At 41.6% G+C, this 16582-nt stretch carries 18 protein-coding genes and 1 tRNA gene; all 19 read right to left on the minus strand.

The window, feature by feature from the left end; genetic code table 11:
• Positions 1-95: 95 nt before the first annotated feature.
• Positions 96-2036, minus strand: coding sequence for an NADH-quinone oxidoreductase subunit L (gene nuoL / locus C8R34_RS06580; RefSeq protein WP_110339029.1), 1941 nt, complete (start codon positions 2034-2036; stop codon positions 96-98).
• Positions 2037-2093: 57 nt separating this feature from the next.
• On the minus strand, positions 2094-2399 hold the full coding sequence (gene nuoK, locus C8R34_RS06585) for an NADH-quinone oxidoreductase subunit NuoK (RefSeq protein ID WP_110339031.1): 306 nt from the start codon (positions 2397-2399) through the stop codon (positions 2094-2096).
• 57 nt (positions 2400-2456) lie between these two features.
• Entirely contained in the window at positions 2457-3062 is a 606-nt protein-coding gene (locus tag C8R34_RS06590; protein ID WP_110339033.1) for an NADH-quinone oxidoreductase subunit J, read from the minus strand.
• A gap of 19 nt (positions 3063-3081) precedes the next feature.
• A complete protein-coding gene (nuoI, locus tag C8R34_RS06595; protein ID WP_110339035.1) occupies positions 3082-3570 on the minus strand; it encodes an NADH-quinone oxidoreductase subunit NuoI in 489 nt (162 codons plus the stop codon).
• A gap of 14 nt (positions 3571-3584) precedes the next feature.
• Positions 3585-4682, minus strand: a complete 1098-nt coding sequence (gene nuoH / locus C8R34_RS06600; protein WP_110339037.1) for an NADH-quinone oxidoreductase subunit NuoH — start codon at positions 4680-4682, stop codon at positions 3585-3587.
• A gap of 22 nt (positions 4683-4704) precedes the next feature.
• Positions 4705-7125, minus strand: a complete 2421-nt coding sequence (nuoG, locus tag C8R34_RS06605) for an NADH-quinone oxidoreductase subunit NuoG (RefSeq protein WP_110339039.1) — start codon at positions 7123-7125, stop codon at positions 4705-4707.
• Between the two features lie 63 nt (positions 7126-7188).
• Positions 7189-8466, minus strand: coding sequence for an NADH-quinone oxidoreductase subunit NuoF (gene nuoF, locus C8R34_RS06610; RefSeq protein ID WP_110339041.1), 1278 nt, complete (start codon positions 8464-8466; stop codon positions 7189-7191).
• Positions 8463-8939 (minus strand): NADH-quinone oxidoreductase subunit NuoE, encoded by a 477-nt coding sequence (nuoE, locus tag C8R34_RS06615; RefSeq protein ID WP_110339043.1) that lies wholly within the window; start codon positions 8937-8939, stop codon positions 8463-8465. Before nuoE ends, nuoF begins: the two co-directional genes overlap by 4 nt.
• 2 nt (positions 8940-8941) lie before the next feature.
• Positions 8942-10195, minus strand: a complete 1254-nt coding sequence (locus tag C8R34_RS06620) for an NADH-quinone oxidoreductase subunit D (protein WP_110339045.1) — start codon at positions 10193-10195, stop codon at positions 8942-8944.
• 58 nt (positions 10196-10253) lie between these two features.
• Complete coding sequence (locus C8R34_RS06625) at positions 10254-10877, minus strand: NADH-quinone oxidoreductase subunit C (protein WP_110339047.1); 624 nt, start codon at positions 10875-10877, stop codon at positions 10254-10256.
• 10 nt (positions 10878-10887) lie between these two features.
• Entirely contained in the window at positions 10888-11364 is a 477-nt protein-coding gene (locus C8R34_RS06630) for an NADH-quinone oxidoreductase subunit B family protein (RefSeq protein ID WP_110339049.1), read from the minus strand.
• A gap of 4 nt (positions 11365-11368) precedes the next feature.
• A complete protein-coding gene (locus tag C8R34_RS06635) occupies positions 11369-11725 on the minus strand; it encodes an NADH-quinone oxidoreductase subunit A (RefSeq protein WP_110339051.1) in 357 nt (118 codons plus the stop codon).
• A gap of 76 nt (positions 11726-11801) precedes the next feature.
• Positions 11802-11886, minus strand: a tRNA-Leu gene (locus C8R34_RS06640).
• A 43-nt stretch (positions 11887-11929) separates the two neighbouring features.
• The gene (gene secG / locus C8R34_RS06645; protein WP_110339053.1) at positions 11930-12310 is read right to left on the minus strand and encodes a preprotein translocase subunit SecG; all 381 of its coding nucleotides are present in this window, start codon (positions 12308-12310) and stop codon (positions 11930-11932) included.
• A gap of 18 nt (positions 12311-12328) precedes the next feature.
• On the minus strand, positions 12329-13084 hold the full coding sequence (gene tpiA, locus C8R34_RS06650; protein ID WP_110339055.1) for a triose-phosphate isomerase: 756 nt from the start codon (positions 13082-13084) through the stop codon (positions 12329-12331).
• A gap of 133 nt (positions 13085-13217) precedes the next feature.
• The gene (gene pstB / locus C8R34_RS06655) at positions 13218-14012 is read right to left on the minus strand and encodes a phosphate ABC transporter ATP-binding protein PstB (protein ID WP_110339057.1); all 795 of its coding nucleotides are present in this window, start codon (positions 14010-14012) and stop codon (positions 13218-13220) included.
• Between the two features lie 7 nt (positions 14013-14019).
• A complete protein-coding gene (gene pstA, locus C8R34_RS06660) occupies positions 14020-14946 on the minus strand; it encodes a phosphate ABC transporter permease PstA (protein WP_110339059.1) in 927 nt (308 codons plus the stop codon).
• A 58-nt stretch (positions 14947-15004) separates the two neighbouring features.
• Positions 15005-15937: a phosphate ABC transporter permease subunit PstC gene (pstC, locus tag C8R34_RS06665; RefSeq protein ID WP_110339061.1), complete on the minus strand. Its 933-nt coding sequence runs from the start codon at positions 15935-15937 to the stop codon at positions 15005-15007.
• 321 nt (positions 15938-16258) lie between these two features.
• A partial coding sequence (locus C8R34_RS06670) for a NapC/NirT family cytochrome c (protein ID WP_181415481.1) occupies positions 16259-16582 on the minus strand: 324 nt, incomplete at its 5' end.

The raw sequence follows: 16582 nt of genomic DNA on the forward strand, positions 1-16582 counted from the left end.
CTTATTCCGATTTATTTGTTAGTACTTATTATCTTTATGTATTTGATTCATCAATATCGATATCAAGCGTTTGTCTTTACAGTTTTTTATTAAGCCTAATAAAGCCATAACGTCAAGATAACAAATATGCCGACAATCATAGTAAATGCATAGTGATAGATATAACCAGTTTGGTAGCGTCGTACTAGCGCAGCTGCCATTGCTACAACACGAGCTGTGCCATTTACAAAGAATCCATCAATCACTTTTATATCACCATACTTCCACAATGCAGTACCTAAAGCTCGCGTGCCACCAGCGAAAAACCATGAATAAAATTCATCAATATAGTACTTACGATCCAGCAAGTTATATAAAAAGCCACAACGGGATTTTATTTTCCCTGGTATATCCGTTCTGGCACTATACAAATACCAAGCGGTAAAAATTCCTGCGATTGATAACCAGAATGGTATGGTAGACAGAGCATGCACCATCATTCCTCCAATACCCGTAAATTCCGCACCCAATTTTTCGATAGCATCATGTTGCGGTAATACATGAATCACATTGTTAAAATAGTCACCAAAGACAACAGGACCTATAAACCACCCGGCAGCAATCGTTGGAATAGCCAGAATCACCAGCGGCAGCGTCACGACCCAAGGCGATTCATGTAGATGCTCTTTAGTATGTGCATCCATTCGAGGTTCCCCGTGGAATGTCATGAATATCAAGCGGAACGTGTAAAGTGCTGTGACAAATACAGTCGCCAATACGCAAAAATAAGCAAAACCGACACCAGGAATATTGGCAAAATGAACAGCTTCAATAATTGCATCTTTAGAAAAAAACCCTGAGAAACCAGGTACACCAGCGCTCGCTAGTGCGGCGATAAACATCGTCCAATAGGTTATTGGCATATAATTTTTAAGCCCTCCCATTTTCTGCATGTTTTGTTCATGGTGCATAGCAATAATGACAGAACCAGCTCCTAAAAATAAAACAGCTTTAAAGAAAGCATGTGTCATCAAATGGAAAATTGCAGCAGAATAGGCAGATGCACCTAACGCGACAGTCATATACCCTAATTGAGACAGTGTGGAATAAGCAACTACGCGTTTGATATCGTTTTGAACTACTGCAACAAGAGCCATAAACAAAGTTGTAATTCCACCAATTATCAATACGACCGATAATGCCGTGTCTGATAATTCAAATAGCGGCGACATTCGTGCTACCATGAAAATACCTGCCGTTACCATAGTGGCCGCATGAATTAATGCAGAAATTGGTGTAGGGCCTTCCATCGAATCCGGTAACCATACATGTAATGGAAACTGTGCTGATTTGCCCATTGCGCCAATAAACAATAAGATACAAATCAATGTAATTACCAACCAGGATATGCCAGGTATTAATTCAATCTTTTCATTGGCTATTTCGGGTACTTGCGCAAAGACAGAGACATAATCCAATGTGCCAAAATGCATCAATATCATGGCGATGCCCAAGAGAAAACCAAAATCACCAACACGGTTAACTAAAAATGCCTTCATATTGGCATAGATGGCAGTTGGGCGGGTATACCAGAATCCGATCAACAAATAAGATACAAGACCGACGGCTTCCCAGCCGAAAAATAGCTGTAAAAAATTATTCGACATTACCAACATCATCATTGAGAAGGTAAATAGCGAAATATAGCTGAAGAAGCGCTGATAACCTGGATCACCATGCATATAGCCAATGGTATAAATATGCACCATCAGCGAGACTAAACTGACAACAACCATCATGGTTGCTGACAATTGATCGATTAAAAAACCGATCTCGAACCGAGTATCTCCTGTCACCAACCATGTGTATACGCTGCCGTTATAGCTGTTACCTTCCAACACATCCAGAAAAATAACAACGGATGCTAACAAGGAAACAAACACAAGCGATATCGTTGTGCGATGACTCCACAAAGGCCCGATAAAACGTCCAAATAAACCAGCTATGAGTGCGCCCACTAGCGGTGCAAGTGGCACCAATAAATAAAGTTTTTGCATCTCAGTCAATAATTCTTATATTAGTTATATGTGTTTAAGCTTTGTTGCTTTTTTGTACTAACCTTTGAGTTTATCCAAATCATCAACATTAATTGTTTGTTGATTACGAAATAACACGACAAGTATTGCCAAACCTATGGCTGATTCCGCGGCGGCAACAGTCAAAATAAAAAATACAAAAATCTGTCCTGATATATCCTGCAAATAGTGTGAGAACGCCACAAAATTCATGTTTACAGCCAATAACATCAATTCAATAGACATCAATATAATAATGACATTTTTTCTATTGAGAAAAATACCGACAATACCGATAGCAAATAAAATTGCACCAAGTACTAGATAATGGGATAGAGACACCAAACTAATTACCTCTTTTTGTATTTTTATACATTGCCAAGCAACTTTTGAATGACTGACTTATTCTTTTTTTTCTGATGGCATAGCCACTATACGTAATCGATCTTCTTTTTTTACTTGAACTTGCTTGGACGAATTGGTTGATCGCTTATCCTCGCGATGGCGTAGCGTCAGTGCAATTGCTGCGACCATTGCAACCAGCAAAAGTACTGCTGCTAACTCAAAGGCATAAGCGTATTCGGTATAAATCAGACGACCCAATGCTCTAGTATTACTATAATCAGCATCTTGTGCGCTGGGAGTCGGCATTTCTTCAAGCCCAAAATATTTACCCATTAGCACCATCGTCATCTCACCAACCATTATCAGTGCAACTACCGCACCAAAGGGAAACCACTTCCAAAAACCTTCACGCAATTGATCTAAATTAATATCCAGCATCATTACCACAAACAAAAACAACACCATCACAGCGCCGACATATACCAGCACCAGAGTGATCGCAAGAAACTCTGCTTCTAACAGCAACCACAAGCCAGCACAAGTAACGAATGCCAGCACCAACAATAACGCTGAATAAACTGGATTACGAACTGTAATCACACCAAGCGCCGACACAATCAAGATAGCCGAGAAAATATAAAATATGATGTCCTGAAAATTCATGTGTGTTTACCAGCAAGGCTCAGCGATAACGCGCATCAGCTTCTCTGTCCTTGGCAATCTGTTCTTCGTAACGATCTCCAACAGCCAATAACATTTCTTTGGTGTATATTAAATCGCCTCTTTTCTCACCGTGATATTCCAGTATGCGTGTCTCAACAATTGAATCAACCGGACAGGATTCCTCACAAAAACCGCAAAAAATACATTTACTCAAATCAATATCATAACGTGTAGTACGCCGCGTACCATCGGCGCGTTGCTCAGATTCTATGGTAATAGCCAGCGCGGGGCAAACCGCTTCACATAGTTTGCAGGCAATACAACGTTCTTCTCCATTTGGATAGCGACGTAATGCATGCAAACCGCGAAAACGTGGCGACTGAGGTGTCTTCTCTTCTGGATAGTGTACCGTTATTTTTGGTTTAAACAGATACTTTCCAGTCACTGCCATACCTTTTAGCAATTCGAATAACAAAAAGGTACTAAAAAATTTCTTTATGCGATTCATTGTATTTTTCAATCCTAAAACCAGATATTTAACGGAGGAAACTCTCTTACTGATTCAGGTAGTTGCATTATTAATCCTAATAAAACAATCCATATTAGTGTAATTGGAATAAATACTTTCCAACCCAATCTCATGATCTGATCATAGCGGTATCGCGGAAAGGTTGCGCGAAACCAAAGAAAAAAGAACAGGATAAATGCAATTTTTAACAGCAGCCAGATAAAACCTGGTATCAATGTAAATGGTGCAATATCAACGGGCGGTAACCATCCTCCCAAAAACATTATTGATGTTAAAGCTGCTACCAAAATCATATTGGCGTATTCAGCTAAGAAAAACACTGTAAAGGCCATGCCTGAATAATCAACATGAAAACCTGCCACAATTTCTGACTCGCCTTCAGCCACATCAAAAGGTGCACGATTCGTTTCAGCAACACCTGAAATCAGATAAACCAAAAACATGGGAAACAGTGGAATCAAATACCAATTCAAAAAACTGTCGCCTTGCTGGCCGTTTACTATATCACCGAGATTTAAACTTTGCGACATCATCAATACACATACTAAAGCAAACCCCATTGCCAATTCATAAGAAACTACCTGGGCTGCAGAACGCATGGCCCCCAAGAATGCATACTTGGAATTCGATGCCCACCCAGCAATGATAATGCCGTATATACCCATTGATGTCATTGCCAGAATATACAATAAACCAGCATTGATATTAGCCAAAACAAGTTCGGGTGAAAACGGTATCACAGCCCATGCCGCTAATGCTGGCATAATTGTCAGTATTGGTGCCAAGATAAATAGAAATTTATTTGCACCGGTCGGAATGACAATTTCTTTCATAATTGCCTTAACCGCATCCGCAATCGGTTGCCCCCATCCCCGTAGCCATGGAATACCAAAGAAAGTTACTCTATTGGGTCCAACACGAATCTGCATATAGGCGATTATTTTACGCTCAGCAAAGGTTAGATATGCAACTCCCAGTAACAATGGAACGACAATAGCAAAGATAAATGTCATGTTTGTCGCTAATGAAAACAGCATAGCTCCCCACTCTGCCCCAAACATCTGTATAAACTGCTGTTGAATATACTCCATTAATACACTCCAGCCTTTACCATTACAGTTTTTCCACCAATATTTCACCAAACAAGTTGCCTAGTGCGGCAGTCTTTGGATGAGCACATGCAATACGCACGCAACCGACAGGCAATCTTTCATCACAGGCCGCTTCAAGCTGCACAGATCCATCTCCCTGCTTAATCTTTACCTGGACTCCTGCGACAATATCCAAGCTTTTGAGTGTTGCTTCTGCCATCCATACTTTAGGTGACAATGCATCATGTGTAGATTGCAGAGACTCCGCACGCCGCACAACCGGATCAGCCTGATAAATGGGAACTTCCCCAATACGCTGCAGATCATGTTTTTCTACCCCACTAATCTCAAAATAAAAATCTTGCAAAACATTATTCAAATATTGCCTAGTTTCCAGTTTATCAGGGAATATTTCTGCACGAATTTGTTCTGGGGTTTCATAGTCAAATTTTTCAAGCGCCATTAGATTAGCCAGCACGCGCAATACCTTCCATGCAGGTCGAGCCTCTCCTAATGGAGATACGACACCATTGAAGCTCTGCACTCGACCCTCAGTATTCACATAAGTACCTGAGGTTTCAGTAAATGGTGCGATCGGCAGCAACACATCGGCATACTCCCCTGCATTCCCCTTGTAAGCGCTCATTGATACTACAAATTCGCTCGATTTTATTGTTTTCAGTGCTTGTTGAGAATTATAGGTATCGAACTCCGGTTCTACATTCATCAATATAAATGCTTGGCATTTTTCATCAGTTAAATCAGTATTAGTGTTGAATCCTAACATTTGCGCAGCATTTAATCCGCTGATCCCTGAGTGTTCCGATTTGGCAGAAATTGACAATGTGCTAATCTCAGGTATTGCACCTACCAGATAAGCACCCACGCTATTTGCAGCCTCACCCAGTACACCAAAGCTCGCGCCTGTAACTTTTGCAATCCAACCAGCCAACAAATTGATCTTCGAATAATCCGGGTGGTGCTGAGATAAGTTACCAAGATAAACCGCTGCCGGTACATTTTCGATCAAACTGGAAGCAATAGCAAAAGCATTAGCGGTACTCGAAACATTAATTGAATTAATTAATTTCTGTAATTCATCAGCTTGTTTTATTCCTTTTATTTCAATTGCTGCTTTTAGTATTTCCGCCAGGACTCTGACCATCACATTCGGCGTAACAATTTCTTTATTCGTAACCTTGATCAGCAAATCGTCATCGATAGGATTAACAATATTCAATTGCATGCCATGTTTGACAGCTTGGCGCAAGCGCTGTGCAATGAGCGGATGATCTTTACGCAATGTACTACCGATAATCAAAACCGATTTCAATTGCGACATATCCGCAATGCTGCTACCCAACCATGGAATTCCTTGCAGATGTTTATCAGCGCGAAAATCTGATTGACGCAGACGATGATCAATGTTGCCGCTGCCCATCGCTCGCAACAATTTCTGCAATAAATAAAGCTCCTCAGATGTACTATGCGCCGACCCTAACGCACCAATACCTTGGGCACCATACTTATGTTTGATTGCTTGTAATGCATTAGCTGTAAATTCCAGCGCCTCATGCCACTCGCACTCGAACCATTGGTCGTCGCGTTTAATCATCGGGCGCGTCAATCGATCTTCGGAATTCAATCCCTCATAAGAAAAACGATCCTTGTCAGACAGCCAGCACTCATTAATGGCCTCATTATCTCTGGGCAAAACACGCATTACGCGATTTTGCTTAACTTGTACGACCAAGTTTGAACCTAAACCACAGTGAGGGCTAACTGATTTTCTACGTGATAACTCCCAAGTGCGTGCCGAATAGCGAAATGGTTTACTGACCAATGCGCCGACGGGGCAAAGATCAATGACATTCCCAGACAACTCAGAATCCACTGTTTTGCCAACGAATGAAAGGATTTCCGAATGTTCACCGCGCCCAACCATCCCTAATTCCATGATTCCGGCAATTTCCTGACCAAAGCGCACACAACGCGTGCAATGAATACATCGTGTCATGTCCGTTGATATCAGTGGCCCCAAATTCTTATTAGCCACAGCGCGTTTTGCTTCAGTATAACGTGATCCACTCGCACCATAACCAACGGCAAGATCTTGCAACTGACATTCACCGCCTTGATCACAGATAGGACAATCGAGTGGGTGATTAATCAGCAAAAATTCCATAACGCCTTTTTGTGCTGTCACTGCCTGCTGCGAATGTGTATATACTTTCATTCCATCCATAACAGGTGTCGCACAAGCTGGCAGTGGTTTGGGCGCTTTTTCCACTTGCACTAAACACATGCGGCAGTTTGCCGCAATAGATAATTTTTTGTGATAACAAAAATGTGGTATGTAGACACCAATCTGTTTAGCACCATCCATAATGGTGCTGCCTTTCGGTACAGATATCTGTTTACCGTCGATTTCTATATTGACCATCGGCTAAAAATTCTTGGGTTAATCACGAACTATAAAATTGACGCGCTCTGCTCATGTAAGCAGCTAAACCATACATTTCTTATGCTCTATATGGTAAACAAACTCGTCCCGAAAATGCTGAATCATCGCACGAACAGGCATGGCGGCCGCATCACCCAGAGCACAAATCGTTCGTCCTTGTATGTTATCTGCTATGTTATCCAACAAATCAAGGTCCTCTGGTTTTCCCTTACCGTGCTCAATACGATTGACAATACGATAAAGCCATCCTGTTCCTTCGCGGCACGGTGTACATTGGCCACAAGATTCTTCAAAATAAAAATAGGATAAGCGCTCTAGTGCCCTTACCATACATGTAGTTTCATCCATGATGATCACGGCACCTGAACCTAGCATAGATCCAGCTTTGGCTATGGAATCATAGTCCATATCAGCTTGCATCATAATATCACCAGGCAATACAGGCATTGACGACCCGCCTGGAATACAACCTTTTAATTTGCGACCGCCTCGCATCCCACCCGCCAATTCCAATAATTCGGCAAATGGAGTTCCAAGTGGTATTTCATAATTACCCGGCTTGTTAACATGACCCGATACTGAAAATATTTTTGTTCCGCCATTATTGGGTTTACCAAGTTGAAGATATTTATCGCCACCATTGCGAATAATCCATGGAACCGAAGCAAAAGTTTCAGTATTATTAATTGTTGTCGGTTTCCCATACAAACCAAAATTAGCTGGGAAAGGCGGTTTAAACCGCGGCTGGCCTTTTTTTCCTTCGATAGACTCCAACAGTGCAGTTTCTTCACCGCAAATATAAGCACCATATCCATGATGATTATATAGCTGAAAGCTGAATGACGACCCTAGAATATTATTCCCTAAGTAACCGGCAGATCGGGCCTCTTCAACAGCTTCTTCCATGCGCTCATAGGTTTCCCATATCTCACCATGAATATAATTGTATCCTGCTTTAACACCCATTGCGTATGCCGCAATGATCATTCCTTCGATTAGAAGGTGCGGATTAAATCGCATAATGTCGCGATCTTTAAATGTACCCGGTTCCCCTTCATCCGAATTACAAACAATATATTTATCCCCTTCATAACCTTTGGGCATAAAACTCCACTTCAGCCCAGTAGGGAAACCGGCACCACCTCGCCCACGCAGCGCTGATTTTTTAACTTCTTCAATAATTTCTTCTGGTTTAATCTTTTTCGCAAGTATTTTCCTTAGTGCTGCATAGCCTTCTCGCTTTTCATAGCTTCCAAGCCGCCAATTCTCAGAATCAGACGGATTCACTCCATTCATTAGTGTCTGCGGATACTGATTCATTTATTCAGTTCCTCCAACAATTTATCGATCATCTCATTGGACATAAAGCTACACATTCGCTTATTGTTGATTAACAATACAGGCGCATCTCCGCACGCTCCAAAACACTCGCCTTCTTTGAGTGTAAATTTACCATCGGGCGTTGTTTGATTGAATTCTATTCCTAGTTTCTTCTTTAAATAGACAGCGCTTTCATTGCTACCTGACAGAGCACAAGGCAAGTTGGTACAAACGGTGATTTTGTATTTACCCAGCGGCTCCAAATTATACATATTATAAAATGTAGCTACTTCGTACACCGCAATGGGAGGCATATCCAGGTACTCAGCAACAAAATTGATTGTCTCATTAGCCAACCAACCTTTCTCATCCTGCGCAATCGCAAGTGCTGACATCACAGCTGACTGCTTCTTCTCAAGCGGATACTTAGCGATCTCTTGATCTATTTTTTTAAGGGATTCAGTGCTTAACATTGTTATCTATCTATCTCACCAAATACTATATCCTGTGTGCCTATGATCGTAACCACGTCAGCAATCATATGCCCTCGTGACATTTCATCCATTGCGGCCAAATGCGCAAATCCCGGCGCACGTATCTTCAGTCGATAAGGCTTATTGGCCCCATTCGATACCAAATAAATACCAAATTCGCCTTTGGGATGTTCAACAGCAGCGTAAGTTTCGCCTGGAGGCACATGAAAACCTTCTGTAAATAACTTGAAATGATGAATCATTTCTTCCATATTTTGTTTCATATCCACTCGTGCAGGCGGCGCAACTTTATGATTGTTTGTTATGACTGGCCCAGGATTTTTCCGCAACCAATCAACACATTGTTTAATAATACGATTCGATTGACGAAACTCTTCCATACGCACCAGATATCGGTCATAGCAATCGCCATTAACACCCACCGGTATATCAAAATCCATTTGATCATAAACCTCGTAAGGCTGTTTTTTCCTTAGATCCCATTCTACTCCTGAGCCACGCAGCATTGGACCTGTAAAACCTAATGCCATAGCGCGTTCTGGAGAAACAATACCAATGTCAACCAATCGCTGCTTCCAGATTCTATTGTCAGTCAGCAACGTCTCGTATTCATCGACATACGTTGGAAAGCGATTTGTAAAATCCTCAATAAAATCCAATAATGAACCTTCCCTATTAGCATTCCGTATACGGGTTTGTTTTTCATTATGAATTTTTGAAGATTGATATTGCGGCATGGTATCGGGTAAATCACGATATACGCCACCGGGTCTGTAATAGGCAGCGTGCATTCTGGCTCCTGATACTGCCTCATAGCAATCCATCAAATCTTCTCTTTCACGGAAAGCATACAGAAACATTGTCATCGCCCCCACATCAAGTGCATGTGCGCCGATCCATAACAAGTGATTCAGTATACGAGTAATCTCATCAAACATCACACGTATATATTGCGCTCTCAGTGGTACCTCAATTTCCAACAACTTCTCAATGGCCATTACATAGGCATGTTCGTTGACCATCATCGAAACATAGTCCAGCCGATCCATGTACGGAACTGACTGAATATAGGTTTTATTTTCCGCCAATTTCTCAGTTGCACGATGCAATAATCCAATATGCGGATCAGCTCGTCTCACAACCTCCCCATCCAGCTCCAACACTAATCGCAGTACACCGTGTGCTGCGGGGTGTTGTGGCCCAAAATTCATAGTGTAATTACGTATTTCAGCCATAAGTTACTTCAAAGAATTCTTATCTAATAAAATAGAATGTATTTGTATTGTGCAAGCATTACGACTCACTATCCCCATAATGCTCTTCCCGTATTACATGCGGTGTTATTTCCCGCGGCTCAATACTGACCGGCTGATAAATAACACGCTTCTGCTCCGCATCGTACCGCATTTCAACATAGCCTGTTAGTGGAAAATCTTTTCGGAATGGATTACCTATAAAACCATAATCAGTCAATATGCGGCGCAAATCTGGATGGCCACTAAAGACAATACCATAAAGATCAAATGCTTCACGTTCAAACCAATTAGCAGCAGGCCATATTTCAGTCACTGAGTCAATTACCGGAATGTCATTATTCTCGGCCAGCACCCGAACACGTAACCTGTGATTTAAATTCACTGAAAGCAAATGGTAAATTGCTGCAAAACGTTTTCCGCGCAAACTATTTTTTGCTGACAAAGTGTCACCATAAGTCGAATAGTCGATTCCACATAAATCAATCAGCGTATCAAAGCCAAGTACGGGATTATCACGTAACGTTTCACTGACAGTGCAAATATCATCAGCGTGTACAACAATAGTTAATTCGCCGTTCTGAGCCTGCAAACTGCTAAGCTTGTCGGCCAATACACTGTATAATGCTTTTGCAAGATTTTCTTGTTGAAAACTAGTCGACATACTATTAAATTTAACGTGCGATAGTGTTGGTGCGGTTAATCTTATTTTGTAATTGAATAATGCCATATAACAGGGCCTCAGCCGTAGGCGGGCAGCCTGGTACGTAAATATCAACCGGCACAATACGATCACACCCACGCACTACTGAATAAGCATAATGATAATAGCCACCGCCATTAGCACACGATCCCATTGATATTACCCACCGCGGCTCGGCCATTTGATCATAAACCTTACGTAACGCAGGTGCCATCTTATTACAAAGTGTTCCTGCCACAATCATCACATCTGACTGTCGTGGGCTTGGTCTAAAAACAATACCAAAACGATCAAGATCATAGCGCGATGCACCTGTCTCCATCATTTCAACAGCACAACAAGCCAATCCAAACGTCATTGGCCACATTGACCCGGTGCGCCCCCAGTTAATAACTGCATCCAAGCTCGTAGTAATAAAGCCTTTTTCGAGAGTTCCCTCGATACTCATAGCATTAATCCCATTCCAATGCTCCTTTCATCCATTCGTAGATAAAACCTACCACCAGGATACTCAGGAATACCATCATAGCGATAAATCCAAACAACCCAATTTCATCCAGTACAATTGCCCAGGGAAACAGAAATGCAATTTCCAAGTCAAATAAGATGAACAAAATTGCAACCAAATAATAGCGCACATCAAACTTCATGCGTGCATCTTCAAAAGCTTCAAAGCCACACTCATAGGGTGATAGTTTCTCACTATCCGGACGATTTGGAGCAAGTAGCCAGCCACCGAGCATTGCTCCTGCGCCAACTAAAAAGCCAACTATCAGGAATAATAAAATTGGAAAATAATTTTCGAGCATTTTAATTAGTAGATATACAGAAATACTTCCAAAGAGTTTCTTAGTTACAAATTAAACATAATTATAAATTCATCAGTGGTGCCGACGGCGAGACTCGAACTCGCACAGCTTTCGCCACCGCCCCCTCAAGACGGCGTGTCTACCAATTCCACCACGTCGGCGATAAAACCATGCAATTCGCGTTCACAATCAATAAGTTATTAACTATTCCGGTATTTGACCAGCTTTTGAATTACCTTGGATTTCAGGACTATCCGCATCCTCTTGTGTAGTAGGTTTCTTTTTCAGATCTGTTGATACTTTTTCAGTTTCTTCAATCTGATCCATAATGCTCATCACACTGACATCTTTTGTCTGGTTTGCCGAAAGATAAGTTAAACCCATACTTGTCGCAAAAAACATTGCCGCGGTTATACTTGTCGCACGACTCAAGAAATTAGCTGAACCACTCGCTCCAAACAAGCTACCCGCCGAACCGCTACCAAACGCAGCTCCCATATCAGCGCCCTTCCCATGTTGCAATAATACTAGAACTATTAACACAACCGCCAATAACACATGCGCTGCCCAAACTAAAATTTCCAACGTATTACTCCAAAAAATTTAATTACTCAATGCACGGCAAATCGCAATAAATTCATTTGCAACTAGTGATGCGCCACCTATCAAACCACCATCAATATCTGGCATTGCAAATAACTCGGCTGCGTTATTGGCCTTGACACTTCCACCATAAAGTATGGTTAATTCTTTCGCTATATTGATGTCCTGTGTCGCAATACCATTTCTTATAAATGCATGCACATCTTGAGCTTGCTGCGGTGAGGCTGTTTTGCCTGTACCAATCGCCCAGATTGGCTCATAAGCGATCACTGCTTTGCTAAATGATTCTATCCCTGCCACATTAACAACTGCCGTTAACTGTTCCTGAATAATTTGCTCAGTAATTCCTGCTTCACGGTGTTCAAGCGTTTCTCCCACGCACAAAATTGGCGTCAGACCTGCTCTCTGAGCTGTCACATATTTCTCTGCGACGGCATAACTATCTTCACCAAATAACGTTCTTCGTTCTGAGTGTCCTATGATTACATAAGTACATTCAAAATCATCCAACATGGAAACCGATACCTCTCCGGTATATGCACCCTTTTCGTATTGGCTGACATTCTGGGCTCCCCAAGATATATCTGTATCCTGTAGCATATTCTGCACTGACGACAGATAGGGATAAGGCACGCAAACTGCAAACTTTGCACCATTCAAACCATTGAGACCTGCACTAATCGCGCTGAGTAACTGTTTATTCTCAGCTAAATTACCATGCATCTTCCAGTTACCTGCAACCAGCTTCTCGCGCATTTTACTTCCAACCTATGCTTCCTAAAAGGGGCGATGCTACCCTTGATTACTTATCTAGTCAATCGTATATATTTCTCAGCAATGCATCCGGGTCCGCAACTTCGAAAACTGCATCCCTCAATACCATCTCAGATTAACCGAATCGCCCTGTAATGTAATCTTCTGTCTGTTTATTCTTTGGTTTAATGAAAATTGTATCTGTTACATTAAACTCTATCAGCTCACCTAAATACATATAGGCCGTATAGTCAGAAACCCTGGCAGCCTGCTGCATATTATGCGTTACTATTAATATAGTAACCTTACTTTTTAAATCAGTTATTAGTTCTTCAATACTAGCTGTTGCAATTGGATCAAGCGCGGAAGTTGGCTCATCGAACAACAATATCTCCGGATCAGTTGCCAATGCCCGTGCAATGCAAAGCCTTTGTTGTTGCCCACCAGAAAGATTAAAAGCCAAGTCGTGTTGACGATCTTTAACTTCATCCCATAAAGCCGAATTACGCAACGCCACTTCAACACGTTCATCTAAAATGGCTCTCTGTCTAATTCCTCTCACACGTAATCCATATGCCACATTCTCATAAATTGACTTGGGAAAAGGATTGGGTTTTTGAAACACCATACTGATTCGCATCCGCACCTCAATCGGATCAACATTGGATGCTAAAATGTTCACATCGTCAGGATGAAGAATTATTTCACCTTCATATCGATTCCCTGGATAAAGATCATGCATACGATTAAAACATCGCAAGAATGTCGATTTACCACACCCTGATGGCCCTATCAACGCAGTAATCTTCTTTTCATGCAACACCATGTCGATATTTTTTAGTGCATTAAACTCGCCATAATAAAAATTAAGATTCCTAACTTCAGATTTATATTGAGTTGGCTCTGCAACTTTCTCTTGATTAATCTGCATTATTTCCTTACCACTTAATATTTTTCCGCATGCGATAACGTAAATAAATTGCCAGTCCATTCATAGCAAGCGTCATAACAACCAGCACCAATCCAGCTGCGGCAGCATTTAATTGAAATGCCTCCTCTGGCCGGGAAACCCAATTGAACATTTGTATTGGCATTACCGTAAAAGGTGCTGTTAGCCACTCAAATGATACATAGGGGAACTCATTTTTGACGGGTGATGGCGGTAAAAAAGCTATAAATGTCAATGCACCAATCGTGATAATTGGTGCGGTTTCACCAATTGCTCGCGCGAGACCAATAATAATGCCAGTTAGAATCCCAGCCGATGAGTAAGGCAATAAATGATCGGATACTGTTTGCCATTTAGTTGCACCGAGCGCATAAGCACCTTCGCGTATAGTGACAGGAATAGATCGTATCGCTTCTCGTGTCGCAACAATTACCACCGGAAGAATTAACAATGCCAAAGCTAAACCAGCCGCCAAAACGCTTTGCCCAAAACCTAATTGATATACAAATAAACCTAACGCGAGTAAGCCATAAATAATTGAAGGAACACCCGCTAAATTAGTCACATTAATTTCAATGATCTCTGTTATTAAATTTTTAGGTGCATATTCTTCGAGATAAATGCCTGATCCAATACCTAATGGCACTGCAGATACTGCAGTCACCAGCATGACCAGGGTAGTTCCCACCCAGGCTGATAAAATCCCAGCGGATTCTGGTCGGCGAGATGGAAAGGAGGTGAAGAAATCCCAAGATAAGCGAGGCATACCGTCAATCAGCATGTGCGCAAATAACGCCATGAAAGTCAATACAGCAATCATTAATGCAAAAATACCGGCAATCATAAAGATCAAATCCCATCTTTTATGCCGGCCAATAATTTTTCTAATTTCTTCTAGATTATTTACACTTTTCATCGTAAGAGGTCATTTGATAGCGGACTAGAAATTCTCAAAGCTTATAAACCGAAACCATTTAGTAAATCTCACGATATCGCTTACGTAATACATGCCCAATGATATTAAACACAAGCGTTAGTATCAATAAGGTTAAGCCAGCAGCAAATATTGTTTGATAACCGATACTGCCATGAGGTAAATCACCTAAGCTGACTTGCACAATATAAGCTGTTATTGTAGCTGCCGGTTCCATTGGATTCCACGTCAAATTCGGCTGCATCCCTGCTGCAATCGCTACCACCATTGTTTCACCTACAGCACGCGATATACCCAGAATATACGCTGCAGCTATTCCAGAAAATGCTGCCGGCATGACCACACGAATTGCTGTCTGGAAGCGCGTCGCTCCCATCGCATAAGAACCTTCACGCAAATTCATCGGAACTGCCCGCATCGCGTCCTCAGTCATTGAGCTTACGTACGGTATGATCATGATTCCCATGACCAGACCGGCAGATAGCAAACTAAATCCTGGTAGTTCAGGAAAAATCATTTGCAGTAGAGGAGTTACAAATAACAAAGCAAAATAACCATATACTACAGTTGGAATACCTCCCAGTAGTTCAAGGAATGGTTTTGCTATTTCTCGCACTGTAAATGGCGCAAACTCAGAAAGATAGATTGCAATGATAGTTCCCAGAGGAAGCGCAACCAATAAGGCGATGAATGAACTTACTATCGTACCCGCTATGAGTGGCAAAATCCCATAGTGCGCATCATCAAATAGTGGTGTCCATTGTGTGTCCGTTAGAAACTCCCAAATGGACACATGTTGAAAAAACACAATCGATTCCTTCACCAGCATCACGATAATCGCCAGCATAATAGCAACCGAAAGTGCTGCTGATAAGAATAAAAGTGCTTCTATAAATCTTTCATGCAGATTACGACGAAAACTATAGCCGAGTTTCCCAGCATGAGCTATTTTATTGTGTGACTCTTCTGCCACTATGAAAGCCCTTCTACAAATTGGAGCATTATAGTAAGAGAGCTGCTAATTACGGATAAAAAACCAGTCTCAAATTATACGAGATTGAAATTAGCTTTGATTTACTTTAGAAAAAATTCATTAAACACTTACATTATCAGAACTAGCTAACGTTGTACGTTTAAAACAGATTCTATCGAAAAAGATTTTTCTCTTTTATGATGCTCTTGCTACATGGTGAATTCTGGAAATAACTTGCATCTCCAGAATTCACCTATTAATGTTGATTGACTAGTTTCACTACTTCAGAGGCGAATTCAAGCGACGATCTGCTTTCAACGATTACTCTTCATCCTCTTCTTCATCGTCATCTTCGCTTTGAGCTTCGTTTTCTACCGCTCCACTCTCACCACCTTCATCCTCGTCTTCTTCGTCTTCCTCTTCATCATCTCCACCATCGCTATCTTCTTCCTTCAGCAGCACCATCTTGCCCGCCGCCAGACTCGCATTCAGGTCTGTCTTCGCTACCTCTTCATGTACCAGATTCTGATGACAGTCTATACAGGTCGCCCCCTCCGTCTTCAACTTCTTATGCGCTTCCTGAGCATCCGCTCCAGGTGGATTCGGGTCCTGATGACAGTCACGACAGGTCACACTATCCCATTT

This window comes from Nitrosomonas sp. Nm84 (genome assembly GCF_003201565.1).
Lineage (GTDB): Bacteria > Pseudomonadota > Gammaproteobacteria > Burkholderiales > Nitrosomonadaceae > Nitrosomonas.

Excerpts from the sequence above, each read along its gene's own strand:
- nuoL (WP_110339029.1), bottom strand. The coding sequence starts at position 2,036 with ATGCAAAAACTTTATTTATTGGTGCCACTTGCACCGCTAGTGGGCGCA.
- C8R34_RS06590 (WP_110339033.1), bottom strand. The coding sequence starts at position 3,062 with ATGAATTTTCAGGACATCATATTTTATATTTTCTCGGCTATCTTGATT.
- nuoI (WP_110339035.1), bottom strand. The coding sequence starts at position 3,570 with ATGAATCGCATAAAGAAATTTTTTAGTACCTTTTTGTTATTCGAATTG.
- nuoH (WP_110339037.1), bottom strand. The coding sequence starts at position 4,682 with ATGGAGTATATTCAACAGCAGTTTATACAGATGTTTGGGGCAGAGTGG.
- nuoG (WP_110339039.1), bottom strand. The coding sequence starts at position 7,125 with ATGGTCAATATAGAAATCGACGGTAAACAGATATCTGTACCGAAAGGC.
- nuoF (WP_110339041.1), bottom strand. The coding sequence starts at position 8,466 with ATGAATCAGTATCCGCAGACACTAATGAATGGAGTGAATCCGTCTGAT.
- nuoE (WP_110339043.1), bottom strand. The coding sequence starts at position 8,939 with ATGTTAAGCACTGAATCCCTTAAAAAAATAGATCAAGAGATCGCTAAG.
- C8R34_RS06620 (WP_110339045.1), bottom strand. The coding sequence starts at position 10,195 with ATGGCTGAAATACGTAATTACACTATGAATTTTGGGCCACAACACCCC.
- C8R34_RS06625 (WP_110339047.1), bottom strand. The coding sequence starts at position 10,877 with ATGTCGACTAGTTTTCAACAAGAAAATCTTGCAAAAGCATTATACAGT.
- C8R34_RS06630 (WP_110339049.1), bottom strand. The coding sequence starts at position 11,364 with ATGAGTATCGAGGGAACTCTCGAAAAAGGCTTTATTACTACGAGCTTG.
- C8R34_RS06635 (WP_110339051.1), bottom strand. The coding sequence starts at position 11,725 with ATGCTCGAAAATTATTTTCCAATTTTATTATTCCTGATAGTTGGCTTT.
- tpiA (WP_110339055.1), bottom strand. The coding sequence starts at position 13,084 with ATGCGCGAGAAGCTGGTTGCAGGTAACTGGAAGATGCATGGTAATTTA.
- pstB (WP_110339057.1), bottom strand. The coding sequence starts at position 14,012 with ATGCAGATTAATCAAGAGAAAGTTGCAGAGCCAACTCAATATAAATCT.
- pstA (WP_110339059.1), bottom strand. The coding sequence starts at position 14,946 with ATGAAAAGTGTAAATAATCTAGAAGAAATTAGAAAAATTATTGGCCGG.